The organism is Aquitalea aquatica, from assembly GCF_013911085.1.
Taxonomy (GTDB): domain Bacteria; phylum Pseudomonadota; class Gammaproteobacteria; order Burkholderiales; family Chromobacteriaceae; genus Aquitalea; species Aquitalea aquatica.
Genome location: NZ_JACERN010000030.1, coordinates 78,804 through 96,968, shown reverse-complemented (window position 1 = coordinate 96,968; position 18,165 = coordinate 78,804). Strand labels below are relative to the sequence as shown.

Sequence of the window (18,165 nt, the reverse complement as noted above, 5' to 3'; positions counted from 1 at the left end):
GTAGATACGTACGTAGATAACAAAGGGTCGAATAATGATGCAATCCATGTACAGTCATTCCTACCTGTTCGGTGGGAATGCACCGTTCATCGAGGAACTGTACGAACAGTACCTCGCTGATGCGAATTCGGTTCCAGCCGAATGGCGTGAATACTTCGACAAGCTGGCCCAGGCTCCGGGCGCAGCCGAGCGCGATGTACCACACATGCCCATCCAGGAATCCTTCATTCAACTGGCCAAGAAACCGGCCAGCGGCCCGCGCAACAGCAGCGGCGGCGAATGGGAAACCATGCAAAAGCAGGTGGGTGTGCTGAAGCTGATTTCGGCCTACCGCGTACTGGGTTCCCGTCAGGCCAACCTCGACCCGCTCAAGCGCATGGATCAGGAAACCCTGCGCGAGCTGGATCCGGTCAAGCATGGCCTGACCGATGCCGACATGGCGGTGCAGTTCAATGTGGGCTCGCTGGTGGCTCCGCAGAAGCTGCCGCTGTCCGACATCCTGTCGCGCCTGAAGCAGACCTACTGCGGCAATATCGGCCTGGAGTTCATGCACATCACCAAGTCGGACGAGAAGCACTGGGTACAGAAGCGCTTTGAAGGCGATCTGTCCACCCCGCGCTACGACGCTGGCAAAAAACTGCGCATTCTCAAGCAGATCACGGCGGCCGAGACCCTGGAACGCTATCTGCATACCAAATACGTTGGCCAGAAACGCTTCTCGCTGGAAGGTGGCGAATCCACCATCGCTGCGCTGGATCATCTGATCCACAACGCCACCTCGGTCGGCGTGCAGGAACTGATCATCGGTATGGCCCACCGTGGCCGTCTGAACGTGCTGGTCAACACCCTGGGCAAGCAGCCGCGCGACCTGTTCGCTGAGTTCGAAGGCAAGGCCGCCCAGCAAATGGCCTCTGGCGACGTGAAGTACCACATGGGCTTCTCCTCCGACATCCCCACGGCCAATGGCCCGATGCACGTGTCGCTGGCGTTCAACCCGTCCCACCTGGAAATCGTCAACCCGGTGGTGGAAGGTTCGGTACGCGCCCGTCAGGATCGTCGCAAGGACAACGAGCGCAAGTGCGCCGTGCCGGTGCTGATCCACGGTGACTCCGCCTTTGGCGGCCTGGGTGTCAACCAGGGTACTTTCAACCTGTCGCAGACCCGTGGCTACGGTACCGGCGGTACCATCCACATCGTGATCAACAACCAGGTGGGTTTCACCACCTCGGACACGCGCGACATGCGTTCCACCCTGTACTGTACCGATGTGGCCAAGATGGTCGAAGCGCCCATCCTGCACGTCAACGGTGATGATCCGGAAGCCGTCTGCTACGTGATGCAGGCTGCGCTGGACTACCGCATGCAGTTCAACAAGGACGTGGTCATCGACCTGGTCTGCTACCGCAAACTGGGCCACAACGAAGGTGATGATCCCTTCCTGACCCAGCCGATGATGTACAAGAAGATTGCCAAGCATCAGGGCGTGCGCGCCATGTATGCCGAGCGTCTGGTACAGGAAGGCGTGCTGAAGGCCGAAGAAGCCGAAGGCATGATCCAGGCCTACCGCGACGCGCTGGACAAGGGCGAGCACGTGGAACAGACCGCGCTCACCAACTACAAGCGCGAACACGCCCTGGACTGGAGCCAGTATCTGGGCACCCACTGGGCACACCCCACCGATACCTCGCTGCCGCGTGCCGATATCCAGCGTCTGACCGAAAAGTTCACCACGCTGCCGGAAGGCTTCAAGCTGCATCCGACGGTGCAGAAGGTACTGGCCGCCCGCAAGGCCATGGCCGCTGGCGAACAGAATGCCGACTGGGGCATGGCCGAGACCCTGGCCTACGCTTCGCTGGTAACCAATGGTTTTGGTGTACGTCTGTCCGGTGAAGACTCCGGTCGTGGCACCTTCTCCCATCGCCATGCGGTGCTGCACGACCAGAACCGCGAACGCTGGGACCAAGGTTCCTACGTGCCGCTGCGCAATATGTCGGACAACCAGGCTGATTTCCTGGTGATCGACTCCATCCTCAACGAAGAAGCCGTGCTGGCCTATGAATATGGCTATGCCTGTTCCGCGCCGGACCAGCTGGTAATCTGGGAAGCCCAGTTTGGCGACTTCGCCAACGGTGCCCAGGTGGCGATTGACCAGTTTATCTCCTCTGGCGAAACCAAGTGGGGCCGCCTGTGTGGCCTGACCACCATCCTGCCGCACGGCTACGATGGCCAGGGTCCGGAACACTCCTCCGCCCGTCTGGAACGCTGGCTGCAACTGTGCGCCGAGCACAATATGCAGATCGTGATGCCGTCCGAAGCCAGCCAGATGTTCCACATGCTGCGCCGTCAGGTGCTGCGTCCGTATCGCAAGCCGCTGGTGATCTTCCTGTCCAAGCGTCTGCTGCGCTTCAAGGACTCCATGAGCCCGATCGAAGCCTTCACCAACGGCAGCTTCCGCCCGGTGATCGGCGATGCCGTGGTGCAGGATCCGAAGAAGGTGAAGCGCGTGGTGCTGTGTGCGGGTCAGGTGTATTACGACCTGGCCGCTGGCCGCAAGGACAAGGGCGTGGAAGACGAGGTTGCCATCGTGCGTATCGAGCAGTTGTATCCCTTCCCGACCGAGCAGGTAGCCGCCGAACTGGCACGCTTCCCGCAAGCCAAGGAAGTGATGTGGGTGCAGGAAGAGCCGCGTAACCAGGGTGCCTGGTACCAGATTCGCCATCGCCTGGAAGGTCTGCTGAGCGGCAAGCAGTTCTTGTCGTTCGCTGGTCGTCCGTCCTCTGCTTCCCCGGCCGTAGGCTATATGAGCAAGCACGTTGCCCAGCTCAAGTCCTTCGTCGAAGAAGCCATGACGATTGCCAAGTAAGTACACGCCATCACAACGAATGATATGACGGGGGCAGCACCGCAGCTGCCCCGCTCTGGAGAAGAACATGATTATTGAAGTCAAAGTCCCCCAACTGCCTGAGTCCGTTTCCGAAGCCACGCTGATGACCTGGCACAAGAAAGCTGGCGATTTCGTCAATCGCGACGAAAACGTCATCGATCTGGAAACCGACAAGGTGGTGCTGGAACTGCCGGCACCGCAGGCTGGTGTGATTGTTGAAATCATTGAGCAGGACGGCGCCACCGTGGTGTCCGGTCAACTGATCGCCCGCATCGACACCGCCGCCAAGGCTGGCGATGCCCCGGCTGCCGTTGCTGCTGCCCCGGCTGCTGCCGCACCGGCTCCGGTTCAGGCTGCTCCGGCCGCTGCACCGGGTGGCGCTGCCATGCCGTCCGCTGCCAAGCTGGCCGCCGAAACCGGCGTGAATCTGGCCAATGTCGCTGGCACCGGCCGTGACGGCCGTGTCCTGAAGGAAGACGTACAGGCTGCTGCCGCTGCACCGTCGCAAGCCGGTCCGGTACTGGCTCACGCCGGCAACGCCGGTGTTGCCCTGGCCGCCACTCCGGCTGCCGTGAACGTGGCTGCCGTGCTGGGTGACCGTCCGGAACAGAGCGTACCGATGTCCCGTCTGCGCCAGCGCGTGGCCGAGCGTCTGGTAATGAGCCAGCAGACCAATGCCATCCTCACCACCTTCAACGAAATCAACATGAAGCCGTTGATGGACCTGCGTGCGCGCTACAAGGACCGCTTCGAGAAGGAACACGGCGTCAAGCTGGGTTTCATGGGCTTCTTCGTCAAGGCCGTGGTTGCCGCTCTGAAGAAATACCCCATCGTCAATGCTTCGGTTGATGGCAACAACATCATCTACCACGGCTACTTTGACATCGGCGTGGCAGTAGGCAGCCCGCGTGGTCTGGTGGTGCCGGTCATCCGCAATGCCGACCAGCTGAGCCTGGCCGAGATCGAAAAGCAGATCGCCGACTTCGGCAAGCGCGCCCAGGAAGGCAAGCTGACCGTGGAAGAGCTGACTGGCGGTACCTACACCATTTCCAATGGCGGTACTTTCGGTTCCATGATGTCCACCCCCATCATCAACCCGCCGCAATCGGCCATTCTGGGCATGCACGCCACCAAGGAGCGTGCCGTGGTTGAGAATGGTCAAGTTGTCGTGCGCCCGATGATGTACCTTGCACAGTCGTACGACCACCGCATCATCGATGGTCGCGAAGCGGTACTGAGCCTGGTGGCCATCAAGGACGCCATCGAAGATCCGGCCCGCCTGATCCTGGACCTGTAATACCGGGTCTGTAATGTCTGTTGGCTGCAAGCGTGCTTGCGGCCACTTTGAATAATGTGAACGGAGAAATGATGATTTTGCCTGATTGGCTGTATGCGGTAGCTTCCATCCTGGCCGGTGTGGCCATTGCGGTACTGACCTGGAAGAAGCATCAACGCGGTATTCGCGAAGACCGCTACAGCCTGGTGGGCAAGCTCATCATTGCCGTGTTCATGATTGCTTTCGGGATATTGCTGTTCAAGGTCGGCAAGTTCTGATCAAGGAAAATCAATGAGCCAACAGTTTGATGTTGTGGTGATCGGCGGCGGCCCCGGCGGTTATGTGGCGGCCATTCGCGCAGCCCAGCTGGGTTTCAACACCGCTTGCGTGGATGCCTTCAAGAACCCGGAAGGCAAGCCTTCGCTGGGTGGCACCTGCCTGAACGTGGGTTGCATCCCGTCCAAGGCACTGCTGCAGTCCTCGGAAAACTTCCACGCGGTACAGCACGACTTCGCCAAACACGGCATCACCGTGTCCGGTGCCAAGATGGACGTGGCCGCCATGCTGGAGCGCAAGACCGGCATCATCACCAAGAACGCCGCGGGTATCAGCTTCCTGTTCAAGAAGAACAAGGTTGCCAATATCCATGGTCTGGCCGCCCTTAAGGGCCGTCAGGGCGACAAGTGGCTGATTGAAGTCACCGACAACGGCGCGGTGGTGGATACGCTGGAAGCGACCAACGTCATCATCGCTACCGGTTCCAGCCCGCGCCAACTGCCGGGCCTGGCTACCGACAACCACATGGTGCTGGACAACGAAGGCGCGCTGGCGCTGACTGCCGTACCGAAGCGTCTGGGCGTGATCGGTGCCGGTGTGATCGGCCTGGAAATGGGTAGCGTGTGGAAGCGTCTGGGCGCGGAAGTGACCATTCTGGAAGCCGCACCGACTTTCCTGGCCGCTGCCGACCAGCAGATCGCCAAGGAAGCCTTCAAGACCCTGACCAAGGACACCGGTCTGGATATCAAGCTGGGCGTGAAGATTGGCGAAATCAAGGCCACCAAGAAACACGTTACCGTTCACTACGAGCTGAACGGCGAAGCCGTGGCTGCCGAGTTTGACAAGCTGATCGTGTCCATCGGTCGCGTGCCGAACACTGCCGGTCTGGGTGCCGAGGCTGTTGGCCTGCAGCTGGACGAGCGTGGTTTGGTTGCCGTGGACGACCACTGCCACACCAATCTGCCGGGCATCTGGGCGATTGGCGATGTGGTACGTGGCCCGATGCTGGCGCACAAGGCTTCCGAAGAAGGCGTGGCCGTGGCAGAACGTATCGCCGGCCAGAAGCCGCACGTTGATTTCGGCGTGATTCCGTGGGTGATCTACACCTCGCCGGAAATTGCCTGGGTAGGCAAGACCGAAGAGCAGCTCAAGGCTGAAGGCATCGAATACAAGAAGGGTACTTCCGGTTTCGCTGCCAACGGTCGCGCGCTGGGCCTGGGTCAGGCACAGGGCACGGTGAAGATCCTGGCTGATGCCAAGACCGACCGCATCCTCGGCCTGCACATGATCGGCCCAATGGTGTCCGAGCTGGTGACCGAAGGCGTGGTATCGATGGAATTCAAGGCCGCCAGTGAAGACCTGGCGCGCATCGTGCACGCCCATCCGAGCCTGTCGGAAGTGGTACACGAAGCGGCGCTGGCTGCTGACAAGCGCGCATTGCACGGCTAATTGCCGTGGGGCCGTGTACAATTCACACGGCCCAAATGAGGGTATGGGGCAGGACCTGCCGAGAGAACAGGTTCGCCCCGATACATTAGGGTTGAGGAAGCGACCAAGGAATAGAGACGTTGGCCAGACAGGGCCCCGCCATCATTTCCACCGAAAGGAAACCATAGATGAACCTGCACGAATACCAAGCGAAAGAGCTGCTGGCCAAATACGGCTTGCCGGTACAACAGGGCATTCTGGCCACTACGCCGGAAGAAGCCGCTGCCGCTTATGACAAACTGGGCGGCAAGTTTGCCGTCGTCAAGGCCCAGGTGCATGCCGGTGGCCGTGGCAAGGCCGGTGGTGTCAAAGTGGTAAAGAGCCGCGAAGAAGCCGCTGAAGTTGCCAAGAGCCTGATCGGTATCAATCTGGTGACCTACCAGACCGATGCCGCCGGCCAGCCGGTCAACAGCGTGTTGGTGTGCGAAGACATGTACCCGGTACAGCGTGAACTGTACCTGGGCGCCGTAGTGGACCGTGGCAGCCAGCGCGTTGTGTTCATGGTATCCACCGAAGGCGGCGTGGAAATCGAAAAAGTAGCCGAAGAAACCCCGGAAAAGATCATCAAGATCGAAATCAACCCGCTGGTGGGCATGCAGCCCTTCCAGGCGCGTGATGCCGCTTTTGCCCTGGGTCTGTCCGGTTCGCAGATTGCTGCTTTCAGCAAGCTGATGCTGGGTGCTTACCAGGCTTTCGTGGAAAACGATTTCGCCCTGTTCGAAGTAAACCCGCTGGCGCTGCGTGAAAACGGCGAACTGGCCTGCGTTGATGGCAAGATCAACCTGGACTCCAACGCCCTGTACCGTCACCCGGCTCTGCTGGCCCAGCGCGACAAGTCGCAGGAAAACGAACGCGAAGTGAAAGCTTCCGAGTTCGACCTGAACTACGTAGCCCTGGAAGGCAATATCGGCTGCATGGTGAACGGCGCTGGCCTGGCCATGGCCACCATGGACATCATCAAGCTGAAGGGTGGCCAGCCGGCCAACTTCCTGGACGTGGGTGGTGGTGCGACTAAGGACCGCGTGATCGAAGCCTTCAAGCTGATCCTGGCTGATGATTCGGTCAAGGGCGTGCTGATCAACATCTTCGGTGGCATCGTTCGCTGCGACATGATTGCCGAAGCCATCATCGCTGCGGTGAAGGAAGTAAACGTGACCGTGCCGGTCGTTGTGCGCCTGGAAGGCAACAACGCCGAATTGGGCGCCAAGATTCTGGATGACTCCGGCCTGAAGCTGGTTTCCGCCCAGGGCCTGAACGACGCAGCCGAGAAGATCGTTGCTGCCGTTGCTGCGCTTTAATCACCTGCACCGCATAAGGATTTCAAAATGAGCGTATTGGTAAACAAAGACACCAAAGTGCTGGTGCAAGGTTTCACCGGCAAGAACGGTACCTTCCACGCCGAACAGGCACTGAAGGTTGGCACCAAGGTAGTGGGTGGCGTGACCCCGGGCAAGGGCGGTTCCGAGCATCTGGGCCTGCCGGTGTTCAACACCATGAAGGACGCCGTGCGTCAAACCCAGGCTGATGCCTCGGTTATCTACGTACCGGCAGCTTTCGCCAAGGATTCCATCCTGGAAGCCATCGACAGCGGCGTGAAGCTGATTGTCTGCATCACCGAAGGCGTGCCCACCCTGGACATGCTGTACGTGAAAAAGGCTGTGGACGAAGCCGGCATCCGCCTGATCGGCCCGAACTGCCCGGGTATCATTACCCCGGGTGAGTGCAAGATCGGCATCATGCCGTGGCACATCCACAATCCGGGCCGCATCGGTATCGTGTCCCGTTCCGGCACCCTGACCTACGAAGCCGTGGCACAAACCACCGCGCTGGGTCTGGGCCAGTCCACCTGCATCGGTATCGGCGGCGACCCGATCCCGGGTACCAGCCACATCGACGCCCTGAAGCTGTTCCAGGACGATCCGGATACCGACGCCATCGTGATGATCGGTGAAATCGGTGGTACTGCTGAAGAAGAAGCAGCTGAATTTGCCAAGGCCTACGTGACCAAGCCGGTTGTTGGCTACATCGCCGGTGTGACTGCTCCCAAGGGCAAGCGCATGGGCCACGCTGGTGCCATCATCTCTGGCGGCAAGGGTACGGCCGAAGAGAAGTTCAAGGCCTTCGAGCGTGCAGGCATTGCCTACACCCGCAGCCCGGCCGAAATCGGCAAGACCATGTTCGAACTGCTGAAAAGCAAGGGCATGATCTAATCCCTTAGCGGATAGCCGTAAAGCACAACGCCACCCTCGGGTGGCGTTTTCTTTTTGCGCTAGAATGCAGTTCAGCCAGTACCCGTACTGGCTGAACTGCGCTGCTTGCATCAGGTCTATCAGCGCAGCCCCATGATGCACAAGAAAGGATTGTCATGCGCAAATGGCTATGTCTGCTGGTGTTGCTCACCAGCGCCTGTGGCACTTTCCCCAGCCGGGAAGGCTATGCCCAGAAGACTTACTACTGGCAGGGGCGGGATGCCAATGAATTGCTGGCGGTCTGGGGGGCCCCCAGCAAGAGCATGACCATGCCCAATGGCAACACGCTATATACCTACAGCAAGTCCTATACCCAGCAGCAACCGTATTTTGACAACCGTCGCTTCGAGCCGGGCAGCCGCTTTACCGTGACGGAAAATGGCCAGAGCCGGGTGATCGAAACCCCGGGGCGCTGGGTCTATGACGGCACCAGCGGGGGCGGTATCCAGCACTACAGCTGCACCACCAATTTTGTGGTGAACAGCAAGACCCAGCTGGTGGAGTCAGTCAGCTTTGAGGGTAATGACTGCGTGGCGGTGCCTCGCCAGTAAGCCTGCTTACGGCAGTTTCCATTCCCCGCTGCTGCTGAAAGGCAGGCTGGCCACGCCTTGCAAGCCCTCCAGCCGGCCTTGCAACTGGTAGTCGAGCTTGCCCGAGCCATTCACGGCCTTGCCCAGCTGCTTGAGCCAGCTTAGCGTCGACGTATGTACCCGTACCGTGATCTCGGCTTCGCTTAGTGCCGGGACGGCAATCGCCTGATTGCTGAGGCCGCTGGCCAATCTGTTCCCTGCGACATCCAGATCAAAGCTCAGTCCGCTGGCGCTCAGTGGCACTGTGTTGGGGTTCTGCAGCCGCAGGGTGAGATCGAAGTTCTGTTCCAGCAGGGTAGAGGCGGCTGGCTGGATGTTGACCAGACTGACCTGTGGCTTTTGCAGGCCTAGCGTGCTGCAGCCGACCAGCCACAGGCAAATGAGCAGAGCAAGACAGTGTTTCATGTGGGGTCCTTGAGGGTTATTGCAGGCCACCCAGTACTTCCTGGGTGACGGCCATCCAGGCGCGTGCAGCATGCGACAAATAGCCGCCCTGCTGCCAGATCAGCGCCAGATGCCAGATCAGCCAGGGGTTGGATACCGGAATCACGTCATAGAGTTCCCGGTCCAGCCTTTCCACCACCGAGCGTGGCAGCAGGGTGACACCCAAGCGGGCGCTGACCAGCTCGACGATAAAATCCCAGTGCGCGCTACGGCCAACAATATGCAGCGGCTTGCCCATTTCGCGGAAAGCATGGCTGATGCGGCTGGACAGCGTGAAGTCTTCCGGATACAGCACGAAGTCCTGGTCGGCGATGTCGGGCAGGGTGACTACCGAACGGCCGTGCCAGGGCGAGCCTGCAGGAGCCACCAGGCATAGCGGGTCGCGCACCACGGCAAATTGCTGGAAGATACTGTTGTCCACCGGCAGCACCGCCACACCGATTTCCAGCTCACCACTGCGCACGCTGTTTTCGATGGCCAGCGCGCCGTCTTCCACCATCTTCAGTTCGATGCCCGGATAACGCTCGCGAAAGGTGCTGACCACCGGTGCGAAAAAAGCCACGCCCACCATGGGGGGCAGGCCCACTACCAGTTCGCCGCTGGAGAGCCCGGCCAGATCGCTTAGCTCGTTCTTGAGCTGGCTCATGGCCGACAGGACATCCAGCCCGCGCTCGAACGCCACCTTGCCCGCATCGCTGAGCCGGAAACTGCGCCCCTCGCGGATGATGAGCGGGGTGCCCAGTTCTTCTTCCAGCTGTTTCACCATCTTGCTGATGGTGGGCTGGGTCACGAACAAGGCTTCCGCCGCCTTGGTGAAACTGTGGCGTTTTACCACTTCGACAAAGTAGCGCAGTGCCCGGACATCCATGATCGATTCCATTTTAGAATGAGTTTGATAATTTTAATTCATTTTTTGAATGAAATGGCGGCGACTATACTCGATTCACGTTTCCTGGTTGCGGAGTGACCGGATCATGAAAAACCTGCCGAACATTGCCGTCAAGCAAAGCCTGTCCACGCTGTTGCAAGTGGTCTTGCTTAGTCTGGTGTGGCTGCTGGCCAGCCGCCTGAGCCATTCCTTCCTGCCAGCGGTGCCCGCTGGTGTGCTGGGCATGTTCTTGGTACTGGCCGCACTGGCGCTGGGCTGGTTGCCACTGGCCTGGTGCAAGAGCGGGGCGCGCTGGCTATTGGCCGAGATGCTGCTGTTTTTCATTCCGGCCACGGTGGCTGTGGTGCAGTACCCGCAACTGATGGGCAGCATCGGCTTGCGCATTGTGCTGGTGATCCTGTTGTCGACCGTACTGGTGATGACGGTGACCTCGCTGGTAGTGGATGCCGGCTACAAGTTTGAAATCCTGCTGAAGCGCCGCAAGCGACAGCATGGAGTGTCCTGAAATGGAAAACCTGCTGGCTTTTGGCTGTCTGCTGTTGACACTGGTGTTGTATTGGCTGGCAAAAAAGCTGTACCGCCGCACTGGCAACTGGTGGAGTGCACCGTTGCTGGCGGTACCCTTGCTGGTGATTGGCGCGGTAGTAGTTGGGCATATTCCGTACCACACCTATTTTCAGGATACGCACTGGCTGAGCTGGTTGCTTGGCCCGGCAACGGTGGCGTTTGCCATCCCGATTTACGAGCAGCGCCAGGTGATTCGCAAGCATGCCTTGTCGCTGAGCTGTGGTGTGCTGGTGGCGATGCCAGTGGCGGTGCTGAGTTCGGTATGGCTGGCGCGGGCTTTTGGTTTGTCCGAGCTATTGCAGAAAAGCCTGGCACCACGGTCGATCAGTACACCGTTTGCCATGGCGACAGCATCCAGTATTGGTGCCTCGCCGGATCTGACTGCCGTGTTCGTGGTGATTACCGGTGTCGCCGGGATGCTGTTGGGTGAATTGATGTTGATGCTGCTGCCGCTGCGGTCGCGTCTGGCCAAAGGGGCCTTGCTGGGTGCTGCCGCACATGGTGCCGGCACTGCCAAGGCCAATGAGTTGGGGGCAGAAGAGGGTGTGGTCGCCAGCTTGACCATGATGCTGGGTGGCATTGCTACGGTGTTCGCTGCCCCACTGATTGCCTGGTTTGTGTGATACGAACCAGACCTAAGATTTCTCTGTAGTAAGCCCATGCCATCGGGAGTGGTGTGTGGTGTCTCTCCTCTTGTTGTACTCCCAAAACGAGCGTTGTTCGGGCTGACCCTATCCGGTCAGCCCATTTTTTTGCCCATGCGCGGCCCCATATAGCAAAACACCCGGCAGGGCCGGGCGTGTTGGGGGGAGAGGCTGTTTGCGCCTGACTATGCCGCTTGGTCCGGCGTAATCAGCACCTCGACCCGGCGGTTCTTGCTGCGTCCTTCTACGGTGGCATTGCTGGCTACGGGCTGGCTGGGGCCAAAGCCCATGGTGCGGATACGTACGGTATTGACGCCCTTGGTCGCCAGCAGGTCGGTAACGGCCTGGGCGCGTTTTTCCGACAGTGTCTGGTTATAAGCAGCTGGCCCGGTGCTGTCGGTATGCCCCGCCACGGTAATGCTGGTGTCGGTGTACTGCACCAGTACGGCGGCGATATCGCTCAGCGGCTGTTGCGCGACGCTACCCAGCTGGAAGCTGTTGGTGGCAAAGGTGACGTTGTCCGGCAGCGACAGCTTGATCTGATTGCCTACGCGCTCGACACCAATCCTGGTATTGGCCAGTTTTTCCCGCAGTTTCCGTTCCTGATTGTCCATATAGGCACCTACGCCGGCACCGATGGCACCGCAGGCCAGTGCCGAGTTACGGGCGCCGACGCTGCCGTGGGTGGCCGCACCAATCAGGCCGCAGGTCACCGCACCGCCAATGCCGTACAGCGCAGCCTTGTTGATTTCGGTCTGGCCGGTTTGCGGGTTGGTGGTGCAGGCACTGGTGGCGATAGCCAGCACCAGCGTACACAGCATGGCTGGCTGCGACAGGCGATTCATCATCAAAACATCTCCGGAAACTGGACCACCATGATGGCCGCAGAGGCCAGCATAGTGCAAAGCAGGCATTCTAATACGAGGTCGCTGTCCGGGGATGAATTGTTGCTTGGGTAGATCGTAAGCAGGTGATCAGGCAAAGGTGTCGACCGCATTGCCCTTGCTGCTGGGCTGCGGGTGAGCGATGGCGGCAAAAATCGCCTTGGCGGTATCGATGGCGGGGTTGTGCTGGGCTTGCTGCACTTGCTGTTGCTGCTGTTTGTCGATTTCGGACTGGGCCTGCTGCGCCATTTGTTCGGCTTCTGCGGCCACCGCCCGGTCCTGGCCGGATGGGGCGGTCGGGGCGAGCGCTGCGGCGGCCACTTGTCTCGCATTGCGCAGCGTTTCCTGTGGGCTCTGGCCACCGGCTAGCCGGATGCTGACTTCACCGCCGATGGCATATTGTTTGCCATCCGGGCCTTCCTGATAGCTGTAGTTAGCCCCGCCGCTGACCAGAGCACCGCCAGTCGCCATGTGAGCTTGTTCGTGCTGACGTACATCGGTATCGCGCGCGCGAAGTTCATCCAGTTGCTTTTGCTGGTCGGGGCTAAGGGTCTGGCCACTGTAAATGGCCGAAGGGGAGGGGGGTGTCACGCCTGCCACCGGGGTGGCAATCGAAGCCATGCGTGCTGCCGTGCAGGCCGGGCAATTGCATACCGGGCCGTGTTGCAGTCCGCTATTGATCTGGTAGCCAGTGCTGGCCGATAGGGAAGAAATGCTCATGATTGGCACCATCCTGAACATTTTCAGTGTAGTGCATGCCCGTATTCAATTCATTGAATACAAAGATTATTTACCAGATAGCCCTGCTTCGTGTGGCTTGCCCGCATCACGCAGTGTTGCCGTGATCGCTGCTACCCGGCGTCGATGGCGACTGGCGGTGCTGCTGCATGGGCTGCATATCGAGCGCGACACTGCGCCGTCGCTACGGCAGAATGGCAAACATTGGTTCAGGACGATCCAGCCGCAGCCCATCATTCAGTAAGGGCTGCCCCAGGAGCAAGCCATGCGTGATGCCAAGGTAATGAATAACAGTAAGGAAAGCAGGGATATGCAAGATCAGGCAGCACAGGAAAACCAGCGTGAACTGGTGATGTCGGTATTGATGATGCCGGACATGGCCAATTTTTCCGGCAATGTGCACGGTGGGGTATTGCTCAAGCTGCTGGACCAGGTGGCGTATGCTTGTGCCAGCCGCTATGCCGGACGCTATGTGGTGACACTGTCGGTGGATCAGGTGCTGTTCAAGCAGCCCATCCATGTGGGCGAACTGGTGACCTTCATGGCCAGCGTCAACCACGTGGGCCGGACGTCGATGGAAATCGGCATCAAGGTGGTGGCCGAGGATATCCAGCGGCGTAGTGTGCGCCATACCAATAGCTGCTACTTCACCATGGTGGCCTTCGAGGATGGCAAGGCGGTGGCGGTGCCGCCCTTGAGCCTGGATACCGACGAACAGAAAAAGCGTTTCCGCGACGCCGAGATCCGCAAGAAACTGCGCATGGAAGCCCAGCAAAAAACCAGCGATCCCTGCTGAGCGGGTAGAATGCCGGCTTTGTCCTGCTGGTGTTTCTGGCCATGTTTACCCTGCTGCATACCGACCCACGGTTTTATCTGATCAACAAGCATGCCGGTGTGAGTTTCCATCGCGAGGGCGAAGAGGCTGGCTTGCTGGATGGCGTGCGGGCGGAGCTAGCGGACGAGGCGCTGTGGCCGGTGCACCGGCTGGATCGCATTACCTCGGGGCTGATCCTGCTGGCGCGTTCCAGCGAGGTGGCCAGCCAGCTGGGTGCGGCCTTTGCCGCGCATCAGGTGGAGAAATACTATCTGGCGCTGTCTGATCGCAAGCCGCAGAAAAAACAGGGGCTGATCAAGGGCGATATGGACAAGGGGCGGGGCGGAGCCTGGCGCCTGCTGGGCAGTCAGGCCAACCCGGCGATCACCCAGTTTTTCAGCTTTTCGGTGCAGCCTGGCCTGCGCTTGTTCTTGTTGCGGCCACATAGTGGCAAGACCCATCAGCTGCGCGTGGCGCTGAAGTCGCAATCGGCTCCGATCCTGGGCGATACCCTGTATGGCGGCAGTGCGGCTGATCGTGGCTATCTGCATGCCTACGCCTTGCGCTTTAGCCTGGATGGCGAGGATTTCGCCTTTGTCTGTCCGCCTGATCAGGGCGAGCAGTTTGCCAGCCCGGCCTTGCAGGCCTGCATGGCCCGCGAGGTCGCTACCCCGTGGGCGCTGGCCTGGCCCCGGCTTTAATTGCTGAACTTCCCCAGTTCGATACTGGCCGCGCGGCAGGCATAGTCAAATGCCGTACTGCTCAAATGGCAGTACTCCACGGCGCGGGCAGCGGCGATCGGATCGCTGGCATCGTCTGCCGGCAGGCCGGGGTGACACATCATCAGGCCACCATCCGGGCATGCGTTCAGCCATTGCTGCATCAGCGTGGCAAAGCCCGCTTCCGCTTGTAGCGCATACAGGCCGGCAAACCAGCGATTGCACACCAGGCCGTGCTGGCTGGCCGCCTGGGCAAAGCCGCGACATACCGCTTGCAATACCACGGCCTTCAGGCGGCTATCTCCAGGGTGGCCCAAGTGGTCTGGCGCGCGCAGATAGGGCCGCTGTCCCGCCGGCCAGCGCAGGGCAATGGCGGCGAACAGGGCGTCACGCACCACTGGCAGCGCATGGACATGCTGGTGGCCGTCGATAAAGTCCGGCAGGCGGCCCAGATGCTGGCTGAACAGGTCGATCTGGCGCAGCAGGCTGTCCAGCAAGGCCTGATAGGGCAGCTGGCGTAACTGGCTGAGCAGCAGCCAGTGCGACAAGGGCTTGATCAGCTGCGGCCCGTTGGCGAAATCATGAGTGAGATTGAAATGCAGGCCAAGGTCGGCTTGCTGTTGCAGCTCGGACAGCGGCGCGGCCAGGCCGGGCCAGTGCGGCGACTGTGTCATCACGCTGGTGGCGGACAAACGGCCTGCCTGCAGCAAGTTGAGAATGCCCTGGCTGATGGCCGGTGACTGGGCAAAGTCATCCGCACACAGGGTGAGGCGGCGGCTGCTCATACCGGCGGTGCCTTGCCCGAGAAAGCCCACAGCTTGCTCAGGACAAAGGTGAACACGGCCACGCTGCCCAGCACGATCAGCAAGGCGATGCGGTAATCCAGCGCAGTAAAGTGCAAGAGCAGGAAATACATGGCTTCGTTCAGGGCAAAGCTGAGGCAGGACACCATGAAGAAGCGCGGCAAGGCCTGGCGGTGCGGCACATGGCCGGCCTCGAAGGTTTTGTGCCGATGCCCCCAGTAGCTGATCTGGAAAGCCAGCAGGAAGGCGACGATATTGGCCAGCAATGGCGGCAGGCCGGCGGGTACCAGCAGGCAGGCCACCAGCAGGAAATGCACCAGCATGGCGCTGACGCCGATCACGCCAAACCAGAACAGCTCGCGCTTCATGGTTTGTCCTGTTCGGCGCGGCTGATGCGGCTGAGCAGATAGATGGGGCGCTGTTTCACTTCACTGAAGATGCGGCCGATGTACTCGCCCAGAATGCCGATGGACAGCAGCTGCACCCCGCCAAGAAAGGAAATAGCCACCGCCAGCGTGGGCCAGCCTGGCTGGTCGTTACCGAACAGCAGGGTGTGGATCAGCTCCCAGCTGGCATACAGGATGGAGGCCAGCGAGATGGCGCTGCCAATCAGCGTCCACATGCGCAGCGGCACATTGGAAAAGGCAGTCAGCCCGGTCAGCCCCAGATTGAGCAGGCTGAAGAAGTTGAAGCTGCTCTTGCCCGCCCGGCGTTCCTTGGTATGTGTTTCCACCGGCAGCTGGGTAAAACCTACCCAGTTATACAGGCCCTTCATGAAGCGGTTGCGTTCTGGCATCTGGCGCAAGGCTTCCAGTACGCAGCGGTCCATCACGCGGAAGTCCTGGGTGTTTTCCGGAATCTTGTGCCGCGCCCCGCTGTTGAGCAGGGTGTAAAACACGCGGGTGAACAGCCGCTTGCCCAGGGTTTCATTGTCCCGGCTGGAGCGCACGCTATAGACCATGTCGTAGCCGGCACGCCACTGGAGCAGGAATTCCGGCACCATTTCCGGCGGATGCTGGAAATCGCTGTCGATCAGCACGGCCACATCGCCATGGGCATGGTCGATGCCGGCGGTGAGCGCCAGTTCCTTGCCGAAATTACGCGACAGCTGCAGCAGGGTGACCGGCAGCAGCTCAATCTGGCTCATCACCTGCTCTACGGTATCGTCGCGGCTGCCGTCATCCACCACGATGAATTCATGGCGAAAGCCGGCCTCGCTCAGCAGACCATGCAGGGTTTGCAGCATGGGAACGATGTTTTCGCTCTCGTTGTAAGCCGGCAGGATGCAGCTGACCAGCGGGTCGGCCGGGCGGTCTGCGGCGCGTTGCTGCAGCAGATAGGGTGGTACGAAGGCGCTGGGTGGCGTAGCGGTCATCGGCGTCTCCTTGCCTGTCATGGTGTGGCGTTGGCGCCCTTGGCGCGTAACAGCAACATGTGGTCTTTCATTACTTCGAAGCTGGCCACCGGCTGGAAGCGGGCGGCCACGGCGGCCGGCAGGCTGGGCAGGTCGCGCTGCTCGGTGACGATGATGCGATGGTGTTGGTCGGCCAGCAGCTGCAGCAGTTGATCGGGCTTGTTGGTGGTGATCACCTTGCCCTCGCTGTAGAACTCGGCAGAAAACTCGCGGCGGCTATCCCAGTAGATCAGCTTGCTATCGGCAGCGGGTTGTTGCTGCTGCCAGGCTGCGATCACCTGCTGCTGGGTGCGGAAGTAACGTTGCCCCTGACTCCATTGCAGGCCGACAGCGATCAGCAGCAGCAGCCCGGAAACCAGGGCCAGCCAGGGCAGGCTGCTACCCTGTTGCGGCTGGCGCCCTGCTTGCCACAACGTGGCAAACAGCAAGGCACAACCCGGCAGCATGGGCAGCGGATAGGGGAAGATGATATTGCCGGAAATGGTGAAGAACAGCAGTGTCATCAGGCTCCACAGCAGCATATACAGCCGCCAGCCGTCGCTATCCTTGCTCAGACCCAGTGCCTGCTTGCCATGGCCTGCCAGCCAGACCAGCATGGCCAGCGACCACGGAAAGATCGCCCCCAGCCAGTACAGCCAGATCATGCCGCGCGGCGTGGCGTGGGCATAGCCATACTTGTCGCCCTTCCAGCCCGGGTCCAGAAAGCGGCTGACATGCTCGCCCATGATGAAGTAATTGAGAAAGCCCGGTGTGCGGTATTCGGCCAGCAGATACCAGGGCAGGGCAATGGCCAGCATCAGCAGGCTGCCGCTGATCCATGGCAGGCGTTGCCATAGGGCTTTCCAGTCATTGCGCAGCAAGGTCCAGACAAAAATCGGCATGCCGACCAATACAATGGCTAGCGGCCCCTTGGCCAGCAGGCCCAGACCAAGGCCGACGAAAAACAGGTAGTTCCAGCGCCGGCCGCGCCCTTGCATGGCATGCCAGAACGCCAGCTGCGCCAGTGCCACGCAGAACATCAGCGCCGGGTCGGTCATGACCGTGCCCGCTGCACCAAAGAACAACAGGCTGCCAGCCAGAATCAGGGTAGAGGCCAGCGCGGCATCGCGGCCCAGGCGTTGCCCGGCGGCATCGGCTACCAGCCACAGCACGGCCAGTGACAGCAGCAATGCGGGCAGGCGGGCGGCTAGCGGATTCACACCGAACAGCCCCATGCTGGCGGCCGAGGTCCAGGTGGACAGTGGCGGCTTGGCCCAGAACGGCACGCCATAGTCGTGCCACAGCGTGACCCAGTTACCCGTTTCCAGCATCTTGCGGGCGATTTCGGCATAGCGCGCTTCGGTGGTATCCGTCAGCGGAATGGCCCACATGGCTAGCAGGCGGATCAGCAGCAGGGCAAACAATGCATAGGTGGCAAATCGTTGCCAGCGGGTATCGGAGGACGGTCTCATGTAGTCCAGTCAGCACGCCGCAGGGCGGCCGGAAA

The 18,165-nt window shown here is 60.4% G+C and carries 20 protein-coding genes; 12 read left to right on the top strand and 8 right to left on the bottom strand.

What is annotated here, in order from left to right; genetic code table 11:
• Nucleotides 1–34 precede the first annotated feature (34 nt).
• From H2Z84_RS10710 to H2Z84_RS10680, 7 genes are all read left to right on the top strand, one after another.
• A complete protein-coding gene (locus H2Z84_RS10710) occupies nt 35–2,863 on the top strand; it encodes a 2-oxoglutarate dehydrogenase E1 component (RefSeq protein ID WP_124642929.1) in 2,829 nt (942 codons plus the stop codon).
• 67 nt (nt 2,864–2,930) lie between these two features.
• A complete protein-coding gene (gene odhB / locus H2Z84_RS10705) occupies nt 2,931–4,181 on the top strand; it encodes a 2-oxoglutarate dehydrogenase complex dihydrolipoyllysine-residue succinyltransferase (protein ID WP_181835981.1) in 1,251 nt (416 codons plus the stop codon).
• A gap of 71 nt (nt 4,182–4,252) precedes the next feature.
• Nucleotides 4,253–4,438, top strand: a complete 186-nt coding sequence (locus tag H2Z84_RS10700) for a hypothetical protein (protein WP_103524279.1) — start codon at nt 4,253–4,255, stop codon at nt 4,436–4,438.
• Between the two features lie 13 nt (nt 4,439–4,451).
• Complete coding sequence (gene lpdA, locus H2Z84_RS10695; protein ID WP_181835980.1) at nt 4,452–5,885, top strand: dihydrolipoyl dehydrogenase; 1,434 nt, start codon at nt 4,452–4,454, stop codon at nt 5,883–5,885.
• 167 nt (nt 5,886–6,052) lie between these two features.
• Nucleotides 6,053–7,222, top strand: coding sequence for an ADP-forming succinate--CoA ligase subunit beta (gene sucC / locus H2Z84_RS10690; RefSeq protein ID WP_103524281.1), 1,170 nt, complete (start codon nt 6,053–6,055; stop codon nt 7,220–7,222).
• A gap of 27 nt (nt 7,223–7,249) precedes the next feature.
• Nucleotides 7,250–8,134, top strand: coding sequence for a succinate--CoA ligase subunit alpha (sucD, locus tag H2Z84_RS10685; protein WP_103524282.1), 885 nt, complete (start codon nt 7,250–7,252; stop codon nt 8,132–8,134).
• 155 nt (nt 8,135–8,289) lie between these two features.
• Nucleotides 8,290–8,724 (top strand): hypothetical protein, encoded by a 435-nt coding sequence (locus H2Z84_RS10680; RefSeq protein ID WP_181835979.1) that lies wholly within the window; start codon nt 8,290–8,292, stop codon nt 8,722–8,724.
• A gap of 6 nt (nt 8,725–8,730) precedes the next feature.
• Here the strand turns inward: H2Z84_RS10680 and H2Z84_RS10675 are convergent, their stop codons facing one another.
• Both H2Z84_RS10675 and H2Z84_RS10670 read right to left on the bottom strand, forming a co-directional pair.
• Nucleotides 8,731–9,168 carry an LEA/WHy family protein gene (locus tag H2Z84_RS10675; RefSeq protein WP_181835978.1) on the bottom strand — a complete coding sequence of 146 codons (438 nt, stop codon included), beginning with the start codon at nt 9,166–9,168 and terminating at the stop codon, nt 8,731–8,733.
• 16 nt (nt 9,169–9,184) lie between these two features.
• Nucleotides 9,185–10,075 carry a LysR family transcriptional regulator gene (locus H2Z84_RS10670; RefSeq protein WP_181835977.1) on the bottom strand — a complete coding sequence of 297 codons (891 nt, stop codon included), beginning with the start codon at nt 10,073–10,075 and terminating at the stop codon, nt 9,185–9,187.
• Between the two features lie 106 nt (nt 10,076–10,181).
• On the opposite strand from H2Z84_RS10670, the gene H2Z84_RS10665 reads away from it, so the two are divergent.
• Together H2Z84_RS10665 and H2Z84_RS10660 are read left to right on the top strand one after the other, a co-directional pair.
• A complete protein-coding gene (locus H2Z84_RS10665; protein ID WP_181835976.1) occupies nt 10,182–10,601 on the top strand; it encodes a CidA/LrgA family protein in 420 nt (139 codons plus the stop codon).
• A 1-nt stretch (nt 10,602) separates the two neighbouring features.
• Nucleotides 10,603–11,286: an LrgB family protein gene (locus H2Z84_RS10660; protein WP_258869370.1), complete on the top strand. Its 684-nt coding sequence runs from the start codon at nt 10,603–10,605 to the stop codon at nt 11,284–11,286.
• A gap of 206 nt (nt 11,287–11,492) precedes the next feature.
• On the opposite strand, the gene H2Z84_RS10655 is transcribed toward H2Z84_RS10660, so the two are convergent.
• Entirely contained in the window at nt 11,493–12,152 is a 660-nt protein-coding gene (locus H2Z84_RS10655; protein WP_181836137.1) for a YiaD family glycine zipper/OmpA-like lipoprotein, read from the bottom strand.
• Between the two features lie 129 nt (nt 12,153–12,281).
• Nucleotides 12,282–12,911: a putative metalloprotease CJM1_0395 family protein gene (locus H2Z84_RS10650; protein ID WP_181835974.1), complete on the bottom strand. Its 630-nt coding sequence runs from the start codon at nt 12,909–12,911 to the stop codon at nt 12,282–12,284.
• On the opposite strand from H2Z84_RS10650, the gene H2Z84_RS10645 reads away from it, so the two are divergent.
• From H2Z84_RS10645 to H2Z84_RS10635, 3 genes are all read left to right on the top strand, one after another.
• Nucleotides 12,910–13,173, top strand: a complete 264-nt coding sequence (locus tag H2Z84_RS10645; RefSeq protein ID WP_181835973.1) for a hypothetical protein — start codon at nt 12,910–12,912, stop codon at nt 13,171–13,173. The genes H2Z84_RS10650 and H2Z84_RS10645 overlap by 2 nt on opposite strands.
• 66 nt (nt 13,174–13,239) lie before the next feature.
• Nucleotides 13,240–13,725 (top strand): acyl-CoA thioesterase, encoded by a 486-nt coding sequence (locus H2Z84_RS10640; protein ID WP_059287108.1) that lies wholly within the window; start codon nt 13,240–13,242, stop codon nt 13,723–13,725.
• A 41-nt stretch (nt 13,726–13,766) separates the two neighbouring features.
• A complete protein-coding gene (locus H2Z84_RS10635) occupies nt 13,767–14,444 on the top strand; it encodes a TIGR01621 family pseudouridine synthase (protein WP_181835972.1) in 678 nt (225 codons plus the stop codon).
• Here H2Z84_RS10635 and H2Z84_RS10630 read toward each other — a convergent pair.
• From H2Z84_RS10630 to H2Z84_RS10615, 4 genes are read right to left on the bottom strand one after another with little or no spacing between them, the layout of a single operon-like run.
• A complete protein-coding gene (locus H2Z84_RS10630; protein ID WP_181835971.1) occupies nt 14,441–15,247 on the bottom strand; it encodes a ChbG/HpnK family deacetylase in 807 nt (268 codons plus the stop codon). The two genes, H2Z84_RS10635 and H2Z84_RS10630, sit on opposite strands and share 4 nt — an antisense overlap.
• Complete coding sequence (locus tag H2Z84_RS10625; protein WP_181835970.1) at nt 15,244–15,633, bottom strand: GtrA family protein; 390 nt, start codon at nt 15,631–15,633, stop codon at nt 15,244–15,246. The genes H2Z84_RS10630 and H2Z84_RS10625 overlap by 4 nt, the downstream gene beginning before the upstream one ends.
• The gene (locus H2Z84_RS10620; RefSeq protein ID WP_181835969.1) at nt 15,630–16,640 is read right to left on the bottom strand and encodes a glycosyltransferase family 2 protein; all 1,011 of its coding nucleotides are present in this window, start codon (nt 16,638–16,640) and stop codon (nt 15,630–15,632) included. Before H2Z84_RS10620 ends, H2Z84_RS10625 begins: the two co-directional genes overlap by 4 nt.
• Nucleotides 16,641–16,657: 17 nt before the next feature.
• On the bottom strand, nt 16,658–18,130 hold the full coding sequence (locus H2Z84_RS10615; RefSeq protein ID WP_181835968.1) for an ArnT family glycosyltransferase: 1,473 nt from the start codon (nt 18,128–18,130) through the stop codon (nt 16,658–16,660).
• Nucleotides 18,131–18,165 lie beyond the last annotated feature (35 nt).